Origin of the sequence: Dickeya sp. Secpp 1600 (assembly GCF_003049805.1) — a bacterium.
GTDB lineage: Bacteria > Pseudomonadota > Gammaproteobacteria > Enterobacterales > Enterobacteriaceae > Dickeya > Dickeya fangzhongdai.
In genome coordinates this window covers 1,769,621-1,786,211 of sequence record NZ_CP023484.1, presented here as the reverse complement: position 1 = coordinate 1,786,211, position 16,591 = coordinate 1,769,621, and the positions used below count along the sequence as shown (strand labels likewise).

Genomic DNA, 16,591 nt, shown 5'->3' with positions numbered 1-16,591 from the left:
GAGTTTGGTCTGAATGGTGGAAAAGCGATGATGGGTTTGGAACCGCAACAGTGTGAAAAAATAGGCATCCTGCCTGTGCCGCAGTCCGTCAATGTTGCGCCGTTGCGCACCGCCGGTCGGGAAAACGCCGAGCCTGACGACCCGGCGCGCCGCCCTTAGCGGTTGCCTTTGGTCAGTTCACGCTTCATGGCGATAATGGTTTTGTAATCGTCCACGCTGGCCGGGCCGATGTGCTGTTTGCCGCCCATCGCCTTGATGAAACAGGTATGATCTTCTTTATCCAGCTTGTTCACCGCGGTAATCAGTTTGGCTTTGAAGTCGGCCGGCAACGCGTTGCTCACCAGAATCGGGCCGTTCGGGATCAGCGGCGATTGCCAGATGATGCGAATCTGTTTCATCAGATCCGGGTGGTCCATGCGAATCAGACGGCCGAACGCGCCGCTGGTGTAGCCGGTGTTGTAGTCGCCAATCATCGACGCCCAGGTCACCGCGCCGTCAAACTGGCCGTTCAGTACGCCGAGGATGTCCTGCTCATGCCCGCCGGAGAAGGTGACGCTGGAGAAGAAATTGTTGTACTTGTTATCGACGCTGCCGCCGAATTTCTCTTTAAACGCCTGATTGGGAATCAGGTAGCCGGAGGTGGAATCCGGGTCGGCGAAACCGACCGCCTTACCTTTCAGATCTTCCAGCTTCTGGTACGGGCTGTCGGCCTTAACGATCACCACCGAATGATAGCCGCGCGACAGGTCGACGTCGTCCACCGCGATACCGACGACATCCACCGCGTTGGGATCTTTGATGTATACCGACGCATACGACGACGGCGACATGCTCAACACCAGATCAATCTTTTTGCCCAACAGCCCCTGAATAACCCCGGCATAGTCGGATGAGTTGCGCAATTGGGTATCGACATTCAGCTCTTTATCGAGAAACTGTTTAACGCACTGGTTATCGCCGATCTGCTGAGTCGCGTTCTGACCGCCCAGGATGCCCAGATTCAGCGTTTTCGGTGTTTCCGCGGCGAATACGCTGGCGGACACTACCGCACCGGCCAGCAAGGTGGTCAACGTGAAGGTTTTTTTCATCAGTTTTGCCTATGTTGTCGTTATGCCAAGGTGTGTTGTCGTTATGCCAAGGTGTGTTGTCGTTATGCCAAGGTGTAGCGATGTGATGTCGAAAAATCCGCTACCCGCGTTAAAACCACCGGGACGCGGGGAGTGCCAAAAAGGGAATCAGTGCACCGGCTGCAGATCGTCGCCGTACAGGGTACGCAGCAGGCTGTCGGTCAGTTCTGACGGCGGGCCGTCAAACAGGATGCGTCCCTGGGCGATGCCAATAGCCCGGGTGCAGTATTCTTTCACCAGCTCGACCGAATGCAGGTTCACCACGACGGTGATGCCGTTGTCGCTCACCTGTCGCAGTACGTCCATGATGCGGCGGGTGTTTTTCGGGTCGAGCGACGCCACCGGCTCGTCGGCCAGCAGGATTTTGGGGTTCTGCATCAGCGCGCGGCAGATAGCGACGCGCTGCATCTGGCCGCCGGACAGGTTTTCCGCCCGCTGCAACGCATGCGGCAGCAGGTTCATCCATTGCAGCAGCCCAATGGCGTGCGTGCGATCCTCATCGGAAAACAGTTTGAAAAACGACTTCAGGGGGGAGGTCCGGCTCAGGCGGCCCAGCAGTACGTTGGTCAGCACATCCAACCGCGGCACCAGACAAAAATCCTGAAAGATCATGCCGCATTCGCTGCGCCACTGGCGCATCTGCCGGCTGCTGAAACGCAGAATGTCCTGCGTATCGCCCTGCCCGCCATCGTGCTGGACAGGATAGCGCAGGATTTGCCCTTCGCTGGCCGGAATAGTGCCGTTCATCACGTGCAGCAAGGTGGACTTACCGGCGCCGGAACGGCCGATCACCGCCACCATCTCGCCGGCGTGCAAATCAAAACTGAGGTTCTCCAGCACCCGTTTCTGCTGACCGGAATAGGCCTTACACAGCTGACGCACCGACAAAATGGTCTGCTGCGGTTGCGTCTGGAAATGATGTGCGCGCAGTTGGGTAGCGCTTTCGGATGCCAACAGTGCCTGTGCCATGAGTTTCGTCATCGTTTAGTCAACAATATGGACGTTATTAAGCGCAGCGCAGATGAATACCTGATGACAGCTTTGTGATTAAAAAATGAACTCACGGACATTCCACCTCGCCTCATAACCGTTTCTGTCGCCGCTTTCGATGAGGGAATTTACGCCGACTCCCCGAAGCGCATTCTGAGCGCGTCGACAACGCTTTTAATTTTAACGGTCTGCCGCCGCCCTGCCGGCACCAGCACATGCATAGGGCGAGCAGGTCCTTCATACTCAGGCAACACCTGGACAAGACGCCCTTGCCGGATTTCTTCGCGCAGCACATCTTCTGGACCTAACGTAACGCCATAACCCTCTATCGCAGCATGTAGCAACGCCTTCCAGTCATTTGAGCGGAACCGGCCTTGCGGCCTGACGTCTTCGGTCTTGCCCGCTCGATGGAACACCCAACGGCAAGGGGCGGCGGGTGACCATATTCCGTAAACGAGGCAGGCGTGATGTGCAAGCTCAGCCGGTACTGCCGGTAAACCTTCGCGCGCGACATAGTCTGGCGAGGCACAGGCGATTAAACGGTAAGGCCGCAGCGGCCACGCCAGCATTGAACTGTCGGCCAGTTCACCGATGCGAATGATGACTTCAAAACCCTCTTCAATCGGGTCGACCAGACGATCACTCAACGTCAGTTCCACCTGCGTATCCGGATAATTTCCGAGATAGTGTGTAAGAAAAGGGGCCAGAGTATACGAGCCAAAGGTCACCGGTGCGTTTACCCGAATAACACCGGAAGGTGTGGCCTTCATGTCCAGCACAATGGCATCGGCGGCTTCTGCTTCAGCCAGTACCATCCGACACCGTTCGTAATAACTGCGGCCAATATCGGTCAGACTCTGGCGGCGCGTGGTGCGATTCAGCAATCTGACGCCGAGCCGTGCTTCCAGCCAGGCCACATGTTTCGCCACCATTTGCGCAGAGAGACTCAACGCCTCGGCTGCCGCTGCAAAAGAGCCAAGCTCCGCCGCCTTCACAAAAACGTTCATGCTGGTCAGCCTATCCACCATTCCCTCCATTTTGTTGTTTATTTATGTTTTATATTGCGCTTTATCTCCGATTTGTAGGGAACTATTTTCTTGTTATCTCAACACGAAAAAGGAAAAAACGATGAAGATTGGCATTATTGGCGCAGGTTTCGTCGGACGGGCAATAGCAACGCTGGCCATTAAAAACGGCCATCAGGTGATGCTCAGCAACTCACGCGGCCCACAGACGCTGTTCAGTCTCCGGCCAATGGTTGGCTGTGACGTTGGCACCGCCACCGAAGCCGCCATTTTTGGCGATGTCGTCGTCATCGCGGTTCCCCTCTCGGCTATCAGCCAGCTTCCTGTCGCGGAACTACGGGGAAAACCGGTGGTGGATGCCGTCAACTACTATCCTGAACGCGATGGGCAAGTTGAGGCGCTGGACAGACTGGAAACCACTACCAGCGAGCTTCTGGCCGGCTATTTGCCCGGCGCGCTGATAACAAAAGCATTTAACGCCATCCCCATGACACAGCTTGAAAGTGACGGGCTTCCCTCTGGCGCGCCGACGCGCCGGGCGCTACCGCTTGCCGGAGATGATGCGACAGGTAAACGGCTGGTCACCGAACTATACGAAGCTTTTGGTTTCGATGTCGTTGACGCAGGTGCTCTCGCCGAAGGATGGCGCTTTGAGCGGGGAATGCCGACTTATTGTGTACGGATGACAAAAGAGACGCTGAGCACAGCACTGGATAATGCTCAACGCAGTGACGTCGCTGTTTCCGGCAGATGACGCCGCAGCAATACCGCGACACGGGCACGCCGCAACATATTCCGGCTTAGACCTATCCGGTCGACTGATTTCTGAGCGGGAACTGACGCTATCTTCCCATCTCAGCTTATTTAGTTGCGGTTTTCGTCGCTACACGTTGATCCACGCGCCATCGGCCGCCGCGCGCACCCCGTCCGGCAGCTCGTTTAGCATCAGCCAGGCGTCGGTTTCGTGGCTGACATGGGTCAGCCAGGTTTGCGTCGGCCGCAGTTTTTCGCGCACCCGCAACACGGTGTTGAGGTCGCTGTGGTTGAGCGGCGGCCTATCCCGCGGCGGCTGGGTGCAGTCCATCACCATATGATCGAGCCGTTTGCCGCGCAGAAAATCCAGCGTATCGTCCGGCAGCCCGCAGGTGTCGGTCAGGTAAGCCACGGCCTGCCCGTCATGTTCCAGCAGATAGCCGAAGGTGGGTTTGGAATGATTAAGCGGCAGCGCGGTCACCCGCAACGCGCCCATCGCCACCGTCTGAAACGGCGTCATCGCCGGCTGAAAATCAAGCCGACGCGGATGCTTGTACAGGTCGTCGCATCCCTGTTCATCCGGCGGTCCGAACACCGGGATGCGATCGCCGATGCCCCAGCGCAGCGAAAACAGCCCCTGCACATGGTCGACATGGTAGTGCGTCAGCAGGATGCGACGAATCTCGTTGACGCCAAAGCGCTGCTCCAGTTGCGTGACGCCGGCGTCCAGCAGCGTCGCCTCGCCGTCGCACCGAACCAGCATGCTGCTCGGTCCGCGCCGAAAGCGCGGATCCAACCGCGCCCGCTCGCAGGCGATACACTCACAACCGGTCAGCGGCACCTGCTGCGCGTCGCCGGTCCCCATAAACATTAGCTCCATAACATTAGCTCCACTTTTGAGGCTGTTAACAAACGGCCGTGTTGTTTTGTTATTGGCGAATAGATGTCAACGCCGTGAAATGTTTCGTGCGTGATGACCTCAATGATCTCTTTGTAACGTCATCGCACGCACGACAAGGAGAGGCTCATCGCCGCCTCTCCTTGACCTCTGGCTGGTGGCTAAACTGTGGCGCTACGCGCTACCTTCGGCACTCGACTTCGCTATTCGGGCCGCCCGTGACGCGTTTACTCGCCCCATACCTGGGGCTCGCCCTACGGGCCAGCGTAAACGCTGTTCAAAAACGCTCCCGGCGTTTTTGTCAGACGCGGCACGGGCTTTCGCAGCATCCATGCTGCTCACCCGGCGAAGTCGCCCACCTCAGCACAGTTTTTGACGCCGGAAAAAAACACTCCCCCCGGGCTAAAGGGGGGTATCAGCAATCTCATTTTTCAGCCGCTAACAGGGTGTGAAACGCCAGCAGCGTTTGCGCCAGCGCACCATCGTTATTCAGTCGCCGGCACGCCGCCGGAACCGGCATGGCGTCAGCCCGCTGCAACCGCTGCGCGATCGCCGCGTCATCTTCCCGCCCGCGCTGACGCAAACGCTGCGCCAGCACCTCCGGGGATACCTGCAGGCACACCGGCAATAAGCGGTCGCCGTAGCGCGTTTGCGCCTGCTGATGATGAAAGCGCGATCCATTGACCACCACATCCAGCCCGGCGGACAGCCACAGGTCGATTTCAATGCCGATGCCGTACTGATAGTGGTGCGCCTGCCAGTGCAATGCGAACAAACCACACTCGCGGCGCTGCGCGAACTCCGCGTCGCTCAGCGCAATATGGTTTTCGCCGCCGGCCTGCGCCGGGCGGGTAATGTAGCGATGTGCCACCAGCAGGCGCGTCGGATTCGTCTGCCGCAGGGCATCCAGCAGGGAATCTTTGCCGGAGCCGGACGCGCCGGTCAGCCAGATTAGCCGCGCCATCAGAACACCTGTCGCCCCTGCGCCCACACCTGACGAATCCGTACCTGACCGTGTGAGTGGTGCGCCAGCACCAGATCGGCACGCAGCCCGTCGGCAATCCGCCCCCGATCGTCTAACCCGACCGACTGCGCCGGATTAGCGCTGACCATCGCCACCGTCTGCGGCAACGTAAACGGATTACGCTCATCCGCCGCCAGGCGAAACGCCGCATCCAGCAGGCTGGCGGGGTAATAGTCGGATGACAGAATATCCAGCAGCCCTTGCTCCGCCAGCCGGGACGCCGCCACGTTGCCGGAGTGGGAGCCGCCGCGCACGATATTGGGCGCCCCCATCAGCACCTTCATGCCGCTGGCGTGCGACGCCTGCGCCGCCATCTCGGTGGTGGGGAATTCAGCGATCACGCTGCCCAGCGCCAGCGATTCATGCACATGCGCAGCGGTAGCGTCGTCGTGGCTGGCCAGCGCGATGCCGCGCTCGCGGCAATGCGCGGCAATCGCCAGCCGGTTCGGCGTCGACCAGCGTTCGGACAGCGCCCGCTGTTCGGTTTCAAACGCATCCATTTCGGCATCGTTCAGGCGGTATTTGCCCTGATAATACTCGCGGTATTTTTCCGGCGTGGCGAACTGCCGCTGCCCCGGCGAGTGGTCCATCAGCGACACCAGCGCCACTTCCGGCGTGTTCATCAACGCTTCAAACAGCGGCAAGGTGGTGTGGTGCGGTAATTCGCAACGCAGGTGAATCAGATGCTGCGCCCGGTTCACCCCCAGTTGCTGGCTGTGGACGATGGCATCGATCATACGACGCAGGTTATCGAGCCGGTGGCCGCCGTCGCGTACATCGCCTATCGCCACCGCATCCAGCACCGTGGTGATGCCGCTGGCGACGATCAGCGCATCGTGGCTGCTCATCGCCGAATGCGCCGGCCAGTCGACCTTCGGGCGCGGCATGAAGAACTTGTCCAGATTGTCGGTATGCAGCTCCACCAGCCCCGGCAGCAGCCAGCCGCCTTCGCCGTCCAGCGCCTGCGGCAACTGACTGGGCGTGGAGGAAAAGGCCTCGATCGCGCCGTTGCGCCAGGCCAGCGATCCGCTGACCACCTCATCCTGCAACACCAACTGCACGTTATTGATGATCCGGGTAGTATCGCTGCTCTGAGTCGTCGCGCTCATGGCGTGAGCTCCTGCGTTACGGGCGTCATGTGATGCAGGCGGTCCGCCACGCGGGCGCGCACCTGCGCATCGTGGAAAATGCCGACCACCGCCGCGCCACGGGCACGCGCTTCCTCCACCAGCTCCACCACCGCGTCGCGGTTGGCGGCGTCCAGCGAGGCGGTCGGTTCGTCCAGCAGCAGCAACGGATAATCGGCGATAAACCCGCGGGCGATGTTGACCCGCTGCTGCTCGCCGCCGGAGAAGGTGGCGGGCGCCAGCGTCCATAGCCGGCGCGGGACGTTGAGCCGGGTCAGCAGCGCGTCGGCGCGCGCTTCGCATACCGCCCGGTCTTCGCCGCGTTCCAGCAGCGGCTGCATCACCACCTCCAGCGTCGGAATGCGCGGGATCACCCGCAGAAACTGGCTGACCCAGCCGATGGTATCGCGCCGCACCGCCAGCACCTGTCGGGCCGGGGCGGTCACCAGATCGACCCACGCCTCGCGGTGGCGCACCCATACCTGACCGCTGTCCGGCTGATAGTTGGCGTACAGCGACCGCAACAGCGTGGACTTGCCGCTGCCGGAATGGCCGTGCAGCACCACGCATTCGCCGGCGGCCACCGTCAGGCTGGCCTGATGCAACACCGGCAGCCGGGCGGCGTGCTGGTTGTGTAGTACAAAGGTTTTACTCAGATTTTCCACGCGCAGAACCGTCATGGACGTGCCTTCGGTTGTCATGTTTCACCTCATCGCCATTCACGCTTATCCCAACACCGACGACACCAGCAACTGGGTGTAAGGGTGATGAGGATCATCCAGCACCCGGTCGGTCAGGCCGCTTTCCACTACCCTGCCCTCGCGCATCACCAACAGCCGGTGCGCCAGCAGACGCGCCACGCCGAGGTCATGGGTAACAATCACCACCGCCAGACCGAGGTCGCGCACCAGCGTGCGCAGCAGATCCAGCAATCGTGCCTGCACCGACACATCCAGCCCGCCGGTCGGTTCGTCCATGAACACCAGCTTCGGATGGGTGACCAGATTGCGGGCGATCTGCAACCGCTGCTGCATCCCGCCGGAAAAGGTGGTGGGCAGGTCGTCGAGCCGGGACAGCGGGATCTCCACATCCTGCAGCCACTGACCGGCCTGACGACGAATATCGCCATAGTGACGGGCGCCGACCGCCATCAGCCGTTCACCGATGTTGCCGCCCGCCGACACGCGGGGACGCAGGCCATCCAGCGGATGCTGATGCACCACGCCCCACTCGGTGCGCAGCAGGCGGCGACGATCGCTTTCGCTCATCGCGTACAGCGAGCGGCCCTGGTAGTCGATCTGCCCGGCCTGCGGCGTCAGCCGGGCGGAAATCGCCCGCAGCAGCGTGGTCTTGCCGGAACCAGACTCGCCGACAATGCCCAGCACTTCGCCGGGGTACAGATCGAACGACACCTCGCAAAACCCCTTGCCGGGCGCGTACAGGTGGGTCAGGTTGCGTACCTGCAACAGCGGCGTCTCGTCGTCGCGGCCAGCGGGGGCGCCCGCAACTGGCACGCCTGCCGGTTCCAGGTCTGCCTGATCAATGTGATTCATGGTGCCCGGCCTCCTGACGCTCGCGGCAATAATCGGTATCGGAACAGACGAACAAGCGAGTGCCCTGATCGTCCATCACCACCTCGTCGAGGTAACTGTCGTGCGAACCGCACAGTGCGCAGGGCTGGTCCCAGCGCTGAACGCTGAACGGGTGGTCGTCAAAATCGAGGCTTTCCACCCGGGTATAGGGCGGCAGGGCGTAAATGCGCTTCTCGCGCCCGGCGCCGAACAGTTGCAGCGCCGGCATCATGTGCATCTTCGGATTGTCGAATTTCGGGATCGGCGACGGGTCCATGATGTAGCGGTCGTTCACCTTGACCGGGTAAGCGTAGGTGGTGGCGATGTGGCCGAAGCGGGCGATGTCTTCGTACAGCTTCACCTGCATGATGCCGTACTCCTCCAGCGCGTGCATTTTGCGTGTTTCCGTCTCACGCGGCTCGATAAAGCGCAGCGGTTCGGGGATCGGCACCTGATAAATCAGGATTTGGTCTTCGCGCAGCGGCGTTTCCGGGATGCGGTGCCGGGTCTGGATCAGCGTGGCGTCTACCGTACGTTCGGTGACGGCGGCTTCGCTGACCCGCTGGAAGAAACGGCGGATCGACACCGCGTTGGTGGTGTCGTCGGCACCCTGATCGATCACTTTCAGCACGTCGTCATCGCCGATCAGGCTGGCAGTCAGTTGTATGCCGCCGGTGCCCCAGCCGTAGGGCATCGGCATTTCCCGCCCGCCAAACGGCACCTGATAACCGGGGATCGCCACCGCTTTGAGGATGGCGCGCCGAATAGTGCGTTTACTCTGTTCGTCCAGATAACCGGGGTTATATCCGCTCAGCGTGTTCATCGCGCTCCTCCTGCGGTGACTGGCGCAACTGGCGCAGCAGCGCCAGTTCAGCCTGAAAGTCGACGTAATGCGGCAACTTGAGGTGGGAGACGAAACCGGCCGCCTCGACATTGTCCGCGTGCGACAGCACAAACTCTTCGTCCTGCGCCGGGCTGCCGACCGGCTCCTGATAGGCCGGTGCCTGCAATGCCCGGTCCACCAGCGCCATCGCCATCGCCTTGCGCTCGGCGCGGCCAAACACCAGCCCGTAGCCGCGGGTAAAGTGCGGCGGCTCATCCTCCGGCACGGTAAAACCGTTGACCATCTCGCATTCGGTCAACAGGATGTCGCCGATTTCCAGCGCAAAGCCCAGTTCTTCCGGCTCGATTTCCACCGTGACATAACCGGTGCGAATCTCGCCGGCGAACGGATGGGTGCGGCCGTAACCACGCTGGGTGGAATAGCCCAGCGCCAGCAGGAAACCTTCGTCGCCGCGCGCCAGTTGCTGTAACCGGGCGCTGCGCGGCATCGGGTAGGCGGGCGGATCGCGGGTGATATCCAGCGGCTCGCCGCCGTCGTCATGTTCGGCCACCGCCAGCCCTTCCGCCGTCATCATGGCGAACATGTGCGGGCAGTGGTCCGCCAGTGGTTCCTGCGCCTTTGGCGCGAGCGGCGGCTCGCCTTCCGCCAGCAGGACAAAATCCAGCAGCCGGTGGGTATAGTCATAAGTGGGGCCAAGCACCTGCCCGCCGGGCAGATCCTTGTACACCGCCGAAATACGCCGCTCCAGTTGCATGCGGCCGGTATCCAGCGGCAGGCTGTCCGCCAGCCGCGGCAGCGTGGTGCGGTAGGCGCGCAGCAGAAAAATCGCTTCCACCAGGTCGCCGCTGGCCTGCTTGATCGCCAGCGCCGCCAGTTCCCGGTCGTAAATACCGCCTTCGGTCATCACCCGATCCACCGCCAGCCCCAGTTGCTGTTCAATCTGCGCCGCCTGCACCTCTGGGAGCCGGGTGTCGCCGCGCCGCAGGTTAGCCTGTAACTGATGAGCGGCCTCAATGGCTTTTTCGCCCCCTTTCACCGCGACATACATCAGCACACCTCCACATGCGTAGTGCGCGGCAGCGCCATCAGCGTGCCGCCGCAGGTAAAAATGAAGTCCAGCCCAGCGGGAAACGGATGCGGGCGCTGTTCCAGATAATCCCGCACGCTGGCGGGCAGCTGCGGCGCAATCATGCGCGCTTCGGCAATCCCCGGCCCGGTCAGGCGCAAGGCGCGTCCGCCGCCCAGCGCGGGCACCTCCAGCACCAGCGTGACGCTGTTTTCCGGTGCCATCTCGTCGCCGGCGGTAAAGCCGTCCAGCGACAGTTCCCGGCTGACCGGCAACAGCGCGAACGCCGCCGCCTCGCGTTCCACCAGCTTCACGCCGGTGTGAAACCGCAGGTTGGTCAGCAACGTCTCCTGCGACAACGCCGGGTCCAGCCACAGCGGCGTTTCGCGATCCATCAGCGTCAGCGCCACCGCGGTGGCGGACGGCGATAAACCATCCCAGCCGATATCGTGATTCAACGACACCACCACGCCCGGTTCGCTCATCGCTTTAAGAATGCGGCGAAAGGCGTACTGCGCATCGCGCCAGGGATGGGAAAATCCTGCCAGTAGCGTCATACGTTATCTCCCCGCACCAGCGTAAAGAAATCGACCTTGCTGCTGGCGATCTCCCGCGCCCGTTGCTGACGCAGCTCGTCACGGGTAGCGGCCAGCGGCACGATCAGTTGTTGGTAGAGCGCGCTTTGCGTCCCCTGTTGTTGCAGCAGGGCGTCGATTAACGCGCACAGTTCGGCGTGAGGCTTGTTACGGCCGGTGACGTAGCTGTAGCCGCAGGTACCGTCTTCCAACCGCACCACCGCGCGGGTGACGGTGACATCACCCAGCACGAAGCGATTGCCGGTAGCGCCGATACGCGCCTGCAAACGAGCCAGCCCGGTTTCAGGCGCCCGTAGCGTTTGCCAGACCGGATGCAGACTCAGCGGTTGCCAGTGGCGCCGCAGTTGATCCGGGTCGCTGTGCGCCAGTACCGACAGCCAGCGTTGCCTTGCGGTTTGGGTTGCCATTCAGTGCTCCATTGTCAGTTCGATCATGTCGGCCCGTGCCAGACTGACGGAGTACTCCGCCACCCGGCCGCTGCCGCTACAGATATTGAGCGTGCGAATGCACATCAGCGGGGTTTGCCGCGCCACTTCCAGCAATTGTGCTTCTTTCGCCTGCGACGCCCGGGCGCTGATGCGGGTCTGGCGACGGGTCAGGGATTGCTGTAGTTCGCGGGCCAGAAAATCGTGCAGCGAGCCGCTGGTGAAACGCTGTAACGACGGCCACCATTTCAACTCCGGCAGGTAGTGATCGATCACCGATACCGGCACGCCGTTGACCCGACGCAGGGTGCGCAGGTGGATCACTTCATCGCCCTCTTCCCGCCCCAGCGCCGCCGCCACCTCGGCGTTGGCCGGGCGCAACACCGCCAGCAACCGCTCGCTGGTGGGATGGCTGCCCTGCTCCAGCAAGTTCTGGCTGAAACGCGCCTGCGCATGCAGCGGATAGTCATAGGGACGCATCAGCACCAGAATGCCGACGCCATGCCGACGCTGTACCAACCCTTTGTTGACCAGTTCGTCCACCGCACGCCGCAGCGTATGGCGATTAACCTCGTAGTGCGCCGCCAGTTGCTGCTCGGACGGCAGATAGTCGCCGCAGCGGTAGACGGTGCGCAGTTCTTCTTCCAGCCGGGCGGCGATGGCCTGATACACAGTGGTAGGATGTCTAGATATCATGTCCATAAAAAAACTCCTGCTCGCAGGGAGCCTTTCCGGGCGGACATTCGCTCACGGATCGGTTAGCCACGAAGCGCGACCGGAGTGCTGCCAGCGGGCAACGCGGTACATCGCTTCAATCAGGGGGATTGGCGATTATGTTGGCAAAGCTGTGTGACAGGCTGGCGAAGCGTGGATGACGAAATGGTGAAGGAAAAAGGACAGGTGGTGAGGCGGGTTGATTTAATAGAGAGGCGGGTAGTGAACGAGGAACGTCTTATGTGTGTTTGGTCATAAACGAAAACTCTTTTTTATTACTTTCACTCTAATCAACAAGCCTGTTAGCTAAATAGCTGTGCGGAATAGTGCTCCATTTTCAGCGAGCGTTTGCAGGGTAAGGTGTTGGAGCTGTTTTCTCTGCCTGGCCGCGCTGTATGGGCCTCGGATGTGTTGACCTCACGCAACATGCCACAGGCAGTAAGCAGTGGTGTAGCGGTATTAGGCGCAGCTATTTAGACAGATTACGCTTTGCTTTCAGACTAATTTTCGCTCAAAACTGCAAAAAAATCTTCGTGTGTAACTAATATTAATATGTATTATTACTAAATCACGATTGTTAGTTGATGAGGGGAAGATCGCATAGATTTGTTTGGGAGAAAAAATTATGATGCACGAGCTTTGGACAAATGAAGACGGGTTGGATTTGTTTTGCCTTGCAGGTCAGCGGGGAGATTCTGCTCGTAAGTTACTGGAGCAGGACTACAGATTAGTGTGGACATGTGATTCAGATTCTCATTTTGAAGCAATGATAAGGTATTATGAATTTCGTAATTGGGGAGAATATCAAACTGATTTCCCTGAGCAGGATAAGAAGACCTATAAAGAATTGGGGTGGGAATAAAATTTATAATATATTAACTTAGCGCCCTAATATATTGATGACGTCCATTCCTCGCTCATCGCTGCCTGATGACGTTACAGTGAACTGCTTCGTACCAGGAGCGGAACCATACTGCGCAGTGAAACACATATTAACTAGTTCTCATTCTCTGAACTATTTAACATTTTCATTAATTAGAATTTGAACTATGCATCTATTTGAAACATACTGCCAAGCATGGGAATTAGTAATTTCAAAGAAAACAGCTACGATAACCATTGGATATGCCATGGCCGACAGAAGTGCAGTTGACACAATACGAGGTTATTTTTACCAATTCGATCTGACTATTCTCAGCATATTGAAACTACCGTCCTTAGACGAATCTGTTGAAATCGAATGCATTGAGGACATTGACATTCGAACCGCAACTGACATCACCGCGACACAATGCAAATATTACGCCAAGACAGAATATAACCATTCTGTTATTAAAGATGCGATTATGCATATGGTATCACATTTCAAGGAAACGCTGACAGGTACGAAACCAAAGATCTTTTACTCTATCTACGGATACTATACATCTGGTCAAGAAAAACTAGATGTTGATATAGATGTTGATTTCCTAAAGAAGCACTTCCTAACATACACTAAGGAAAGAGTCACATACCATCATCATCAAGATTTGCAACTTACCGATGCCGATCTTAAAGAGTTCTTGAGACGGTTAACCATAAATATCAGAGCAGTGGACTTTGACACACAGTTTCGTGAGATTCTCGATACTCTCCAAAATATATTTAATTCTAAGTCGTTCTCAGCCGAATACTTTTATTACAATAACTCTCTAGCTGTTATACGCGAGCTTTCAATCGAGGCCGATAAAAAAAATCGATCAATTACAAAGAGAAAATTCCTAGAACGTATCAACACTTCCAGTATTCTCTTCAATGAATGGTTCGTAGAGAAGAAAGGAAAGGAAAAACATTTTGCAGCCCTACGAAATGAATACTTCTCAGAAGTTAACATATCTCCTTTCGAACGCTTCTTTCTAGTAGAAATAGATGAGACTTCTTACGTTCGATACGAACTCAAGAATCTTTTATTTGAGCTTTCTCGGAAGTGGTCAAAATTGTCGAAGCGAGAACCTTCTCCGTTCTGTCCGTACATCTATGTGCATGGATTACCGGATAGTGAGTTACTGGCACTAAAAAATGAACTCAGCACCGAAGATTTTAAAATCATTGACGGCCATGACTTCCATGGTGCTGAGTTTAGTTGCAAATCGATTGTTCTGGAAGCTACGCATGGCAATGGTATCAAGCTTAAGGTTCTCAATACTCTTCAAAACGTTAAGCATACTGTAGATACTATTACTAAAACTCGGCGCATTTACCAATTTCATATAGGCCCTAGCTTCTTTGAATACGATAACCCAGCAGTCCAACACGTCAAAATTCAGATAAAACAACTTTCAGATATCGTATCAATCATCTAATTGAAGGAAATGAACATGGACACCAAAATTAATGCCCAAGTCATTGCAGTCTTCCCCGATAAGGTTCGCATCGTTGTGGATGACCTCGAAAACTTTAAGATAGCGGAAGAGTCACTGAAAGTTGGTTCTTATGTCAAAATTGCGGACAACGAAAATGCGATCCTTATAGCAATCATTGAAAATTTCCAGATTGCAGTTAGCGCTGACGGAAAGCGGGATCACATCATTGAAGCTTTTCCTTTAGGCATCTTAAGGAATGGTAAGTTTGAACGAGGTGGTGATTCTCTAGCTATTCCGCCAAAAGAGGTTCAGCCCGCAACTATCGATGACATAAAGAAAATCTATGAAGACTCGGTGCCGGAAAAGACTTCTTTCCGTTTCGCAACATTAGCCTCAAACATAAGCGTTCCTGTTCCCGTCAACGGAAATAAATTTTTCAACAAGCATATTGCTGTCGTCGGATCCACCGGCTCAGGGAAATCACATACTTTAGCAACTATTATTCAGAAAGCTGTTAACGAAAAAGGAGGAAACTTCTCACTAAATAATTCACATGTAATTATTTTTGATATTCACTCTGAGTATAAATCAGCATTTCCTTCTGCAAATCACATTGATATATCTAATTTGGCCTTACCTTATTGGATGCTAAATAGTGAAGAGTTGGAAGAATTTTTCCTTGATACTGAGGCCAACGATCACAATCAGAGAAATATTTTTAAAGAAGCCATAATAAAAGACCGTATTGCGAAATTTTCTGGTTCAGATGCTGAAAAACAAAACATTCACCTCGACACTCCTATCCTATTCGATATTCGGGAAGTACTTGCGTACACGGTCGCAAAAAATGAAGAGATGGTTGATACTGGAGAAGTCTACGCGGCAAGTAATAAAGAAAAAGCAGGACAACCGAAATACACACAGGGTAGTCTATATGGAAAGCTTACGAACTTTGTGAATCGCCTTGAGAACAAGCTTAATGATAGTAGGCTAAACTTCTTTCTTGGCGATAAATCTATGAAAATCACATTCGAAGAAACCATCCAAAAGCTGCTGGGATACTCTTCGAAAAGTGAATCTAACGTAACTGTTATTGACCTAAGTGGAGTTCCATTCGAAGTTCTTAGTATAACAGTATCCCTTATCTCACGCCTCGTTTTCGAATATGGCTACATATACAAGCGCATACGTTTCGCCAAAAACCCTAATGAGAAAATTAATAATGACATTCCGATTCTGCTCGTCTATGAAGAGGCACACAAATATGTCCCTAATAGTGATCTTTCGAAATACCGCTCTTCAAAATTAGCCATAGAGCGAATTGCAAAGGAAGGTAGGAAATATGGAGTGACCCTACTGCTAGCAAGTCAACGTCCATCCGAGATATCCGAAACTATCTTTTCGCAGTGCAGCAATTTTATTGCTATGCGATTAACCAACCCGGCGGATCAAGGATACGTTAAAAAATTACTCCCAGATTCGCTCGGTTCATTGATCGATAAAATGACATCGTTCCGACAGGGGGAAGCATTGTTAGTCGGCGAATCTATAATTCTACCCTCAATCGTCCAAATTGACCCATGTGTTAATTCCCCATCTTCTAGCGATATCCCTTACTGGCAACTCTGGAAGGAGGAATGGAAATTAATGGACTTTGCTGCCATTAAGGCAGAGTGGTATAAATAATCTCAACATATTTGGTTAGCAAGTGAATCCCATATATTATAGTTTGAGTCTATTCACCCATAATCGGCTCAAACTATACCCCCCGTTGATAGTTTTAATTTCAATCAAATATCATCCATATTTCGACGCGAGAAAATCACCGCTAACATGCATTAGCCTTTATCCTCACAGATTGGCTTATGTTTATTTTAATATTATTTTTATTTATTGTATTCTGATGATTGTCGTAGACTCCAACACCATTAAATCCGCTTCTTTCTCATTACCGCCTATCAGGTTTAATCATGTTCTAACACAGAACACAGCCAGATCAGGGACCCTCATTAAAATATAAATCAACCGCATAATCACATAAAATTGTAGACATTTTCGTACATAATTCGTGAGATAAAAACGCTTATGT

Annotated in this window: 18 protein-coding genes; 5 read left to right on the top strand and 13 right to left on the bottom strand. The window is 55.7% G+C overall.

What is annotated here, in order from left to right; all coding sequences use genetic code 11:
• Positions 1 to 27: 27 nt before the first annotated feature.
• Positions 28 to 159, top strand: a complete 132-nt coding sequence (locus CPA59_RS23120; RefSeq protein ID WP_255412276.1) for a hypothetical protein — start codon at positions 28 to 30, stop codon at positions 157 to 159.
• Here the strand turns inward: CPA59_RS23120 and phnD are convergent.
• The 3 genes from phnD to CPA59_RS08015 all read right to left on the bottom strand — a co-directional run bounded on the left by phnD (position 156) and on the right by CPA59_RS08015 (position 3,142).
• The gene (gene phnD, locus CPA59_RS08025; protein ID WP_107759037.1) at positions 156 to 1,088 is read right to left on the bottom strand and encodes a phosphonate ABC transporter substrate-binding protein; all 933 of its coding nucleotides are present in this window, start codon (positions 1,086 to 1,088) and stop codon (positions 156 to 158) included. The two genes, CPA59_RS23120 and phnD, sit on opposite strands and share 4 nt — an antisense overlap.
• Before the next feature lie 147 nt (positions 1,089 to 1,235).
• A complete protein-coding gene (phnC, locus tag CPA59_RS08020) occupies positions 1,236 to 2,096 on the bottom strand; it encodes a phosphonate ABC transporter ATP-binding protein (protein WP_107759036.1) in 861 nt (286 codons plus the stop codon).
• 149 nt (positions 2,097 to 2,245) lie between these two features.
• Entirely contained in the window at positions 2,246 to 3,142 is an 897-nt protein-coding gene (locus CPA59_RS08015; RefSeq protein WP_038920890.1) for a LysR family transcriptional regulator, read from the bottom strand.
• A gap of 103 nt (positions 3,143 to 3,245) precedes the next feature.
• On the opposite strand from CPA59_RS08015, the gene CPA59_RS08010 reads away from it, so the two are divergent.
• The gene (locus CPA59_RS08010; protein ID WP_038918565.1) at positions 3,246 to 3,896 is read left to right on the top strand and encodes an NADPH-dependent F420 reductase; all 651 of its coding nucleotides are present in this window, start codon (positions 3,246 to 3,248) and stop codon (positions 3,894 to 3,896) included.
• Positions 3,897 to 4,025: 129 nt separating this feature from the next.
• On the opposite strand, the gene phnP is transcribed toward CPA59_RS08010, so the two are convergent.
• From phnP to phnF, 10 genes are all read right to left on the bottom strand, one after another.
• Entirely contained in the window at positions 4,026 to 4,775 is a 750-nt protein-coding gene (gene phnP / locus CPA59_RS08005) for a phosphonate metabolism protein PhnP (protein ID WP_107759035.1), read from the bottom strand.
• A gap of 442 nt (positions 4,776 to 5,217) precedes the next feature.
• Entirely contained in the window at positions 5,218 to 5,757 is a 540-nt protein-coding gene (phnN, locus tag CPA59_RS07995) for a ribose 1,5-bisphosphokinase (protein ID WP_107759034.1), read from the bottom strand.
• Positions 5,757 to 6,926, bottom strand: a complete 1,170-nt coding sequence (gene phnM, locus CPA59_RS07990) for an alpha-D-ribose 1-methylphosphonate 5-triphosphate diphosphatase (RefSeq protein WP_107759033.1) — start codon at positions 6,924 to 6,926, stop codon at positions 5,757 to 5,759. Before phnM ends, phnN begins: the two co-directional genes overlap by 1 nt.
• Positions 6,923 to 7,645 (bottom strand): phosphonate C-P lyase system protein PhnL, encoded by a 723-nt coding sequence (gene phnL, locus CPA59_RS07985; protein ID WP_100849288.1) that lies wholly within the window; start codon positions 7,643 to 7,645, stop codon positions 6,923 to 6,925. The genes phnM and phnL overlap by 4 nt, the downstream gene beginning before the upstream one ends.
• A 24-nt stretch (positions 7,646 to 7,669) precedes the next feature.
• Positions 7,670 to 8,497: a phosphonate C-P lyase system protein PhnK gene (phnK, locus tag CPA59_RS07980; RefSeq protein ID WP_255412275.1), complete on the bottom strand. Its 828-nt coding sequence runs from the start codon at positions 8,495 to 8,497 to the stop codon at positions 7,670 to 7,672.
• Positions 8,484 to 9,338: an alpha-D-ribose 1-methylphosphonate 5-phosphate C-P-lyase PhnJ gene (locus tag CPA59_RS07975; RefSeq protein WP_038918559.1), complete on the bottom strand. Its 855-nt coding sequence runs from the start codon at positions 9,336 to 9,338 to the stop codon at positions 8,484 to 8,486. Before CPA59_RS07975 ends, phnK begins: the two co-directional genes overlap by 14 nt.
• Positions 9,316 to 10,407, bottom strand: coding sequence for a carbon-phosphorus lyase complex subunit PhnI (locus CPA59_RS07970; RefSeq protein WP_107759032.1), 1,092 nt, complete (start codon positions 10,405 to 10,407; stop codon positions 9,316 to 9,318). The genes CPA59_RS07975 and CPA59_RS07970 overlap by 23 nt, the downstream gene beginning before the upstream one ends.
• Positions 10,407 to 10,982: a phosphonate C-P lyase system protein PhnH gene (gene phnH / locus CPA59_RS07965; RefSeq protein ID WP_107759031.1), complete on the bottom strand. Its 576-nt coding sequence runs from the start codon at positions 10,980 to 10,982 to the stop codon at positions 10,407 to 10,409. Before phnH ends, CPA59_RS07970 begins: the two co-directional genes overlap by 1 nt.
• Positions 10,979 to 11,428 carry a phosphonate C-P lyase system protein PhnG gene (gene phnG, locus CPA59_RS07960; RefSeq protein WP_107759030.1) on the bottom strand — a complete coding sequence of 150 codons (450 nt, stop codon included), beginning with the start codon at positions 11,426 to 11,428 and terminating at the stop codon, positions 10,979 to 10,981. The genes phnH and phnG overlap by 4 nt, the downstream gene beginning before the upstream one ends.
• Positions 11,429 to 12,148 carry a phosphonate metabolism transcriptional regulator PhnF gene (phnF, locus tag CPA59_RS07955; RefSeq protein ID WP_038918555.1) on the bottom strand — a complete coding sequence of 240 codons (720 nt, stop codon included), beginning with the start codon at positions 12,146 to 12,148 and terminating at the stop codon, positions 11,429 to 11,431.
• A gap of 637 nt (positions 12,149 to 12,785) precedes the next feature.
• On the opposite strand from phnF, the gene CPA59_RS07950 reads away from it, so the two are divergent.
• The 3 genes from CPA59_RS07950 to CPA59_RS07940 all read left to right on the top strand — a co-directional run bounded on the left by CPA59_RS07950 (position 12,786) and on the right by CPA59_RS07940 (position 16,188).
• Positions 12,786 to 13,022 carry a hypothetical protein gene (locus CPA59_RS07950; RefSeq protein WP_107759029.1) on the top strand — a complete coding sequence of 79 codons (237 nt, stop codon included), beginning with the start codon at positions 12,786 to 12,788 and terminating at the stop codon, positions 13,020 to 13,022.
• 187 nt (positions 13,023 to 13,209) lie between these two features.
• Positions 13,210 to 14,502 (top strand): DUF4297 family anti-phage-associated protein, encoded by a 1,293-nt coding sequence (locus CPA59_RS07945; protein ID WP_255412274.1) that lies wholly within the window; start codon positions 13,210 to 13,212, stop codon positions 14,500 to 14,502.
• Between the two features lie 15 nt (positions 14,503 to 14,517).
• Positions 14,518 to 16,188 carry an ATP-binding protein gene (locus CPA59_RS07940; protein WP_255412273.1) on the top strand — a complete coding sequence of 557 codons (1,671 nt, stop codon included), beginning with the start codon at positions 14,518 to 14,520 and terminating at the stop codon, positions 16,186 to 16,188.
• Positions 16,189 to 16,591 lie beyond the last annotated feature (403 nt).

Bases quoted from the DNA above. Each gene is read 5' to 3' on its own strand.
- CPA59_RS08010 (WP_038918565.1), top strand. From the start codon at position 3,246: ATGAAGATTGGCATTATTGGCGCAGGTTTCGTCGGACGGGCAATAGCA.
- phnF (WP_038918555.1), bottom strand. From the start codon at position 12,148: ATGGACATGATATCTAGACATCCTACCACTGTGTATCAGGCCATCGCC.
- phnP (WP_107759035.1), bottom strand. From the start codon at position 4,775: ATGGAGCTAATGTTTATGGGGACCGGCGACGCGCAGCAGGTGCCGCTG.
- phnD (WP_107759037.1), bottom strand. From the start codon at position 1,088: ATGAAAAAAACCTTCACGTTGACCACCTTGCTGGCCGGTGCGGTAGTG.
- CPA59_RS23120 (WP_255412276.1), top strand. From the start codon at position 28: ATGATGGGTTTGGAACCGCAACAGTGTGAAAAAATAGGCATCCTGCCT.
- phnG (WP_107759030.1), bottom strand. From the start codon at position 11,428: ATGGCAACCCAAACCGCAAGGCAACGCTGGCTGTCGGTACTGGCGCAC.
- CPA59_RS07950 (WP_107759029.1), top strand. From the start codon at position 12,786: ATGATGCACGAGCTTTGGACAAATGAAGACGGGTTGGATTTGTTTTGC.
- CPA59_RS07970 (WP_107759032.1), bottom strand. From the start codon at position 10,407: ATGTATGTCGCGGTGAAAGGGGGCGAAAAAGCCATTGAGGCCGCTCAT.
- phnN (WP_107759034.1), bottom strand. From the start codon at position 5,757: ATGGCGCGGCTAATCTGGCTGACCGGCGCGTCCGGCTCCGGCAAAGAT.
- phnK (WP_255412275.1), bottom strand. From the start codon at position 8,497: ATGAATCACATTGATCAGGCAGACCTGGAACCGGCAGGCGTGCCAGTT.
- CPA59_RS07945 (WP_255412274.1), top strand. From the start codon at position 13,210: ATGCATCTATTTGAAACATACTGCCAAGCATGGGAATTAGTAATTTCA.
- CPA59_RS07940 (WP_255412273.1), top strand. From the start codon at position 14,518: ATGGACACCAAAATTAATGCCCAAGTCATTGCAGTCTTCCCCGATAAG.
- CPA59_RS07975 (WP_038918559.1), bottom strand. From the start codon at position 9,338: ATGAACACGCTGAGCGGATATAACCCCGGTTATCTGGACGAACAGAGT.
- phnL (WP_100849288.1), bottom strand. From the start codon at position 7,645: ATGACAACCGAAGGCACGTCCATGACGGTTCTGCGCGTGGAAAATCTG.
- phnH (WP_107759031.1), bottom strand. From the start codon at position 10,982: ATGACGCTACTGGCAGGATTTTCCCATCCCTGGCGCGATGCGCAGTAC.
- phnM (WP_107759033.1), bottom strand. From the start codon at position 6,926: ATGAGCGCGACGACTCAGAGCAGCGATACTACCCGGATCATCAATAAC.
- phnC (WP_107759036.1), bottom strand. From the start codon at position 2,096: ATGGCACAGGCACTGTTGGCATCCGAAAGCGCTACCCAACTGCGCGCA.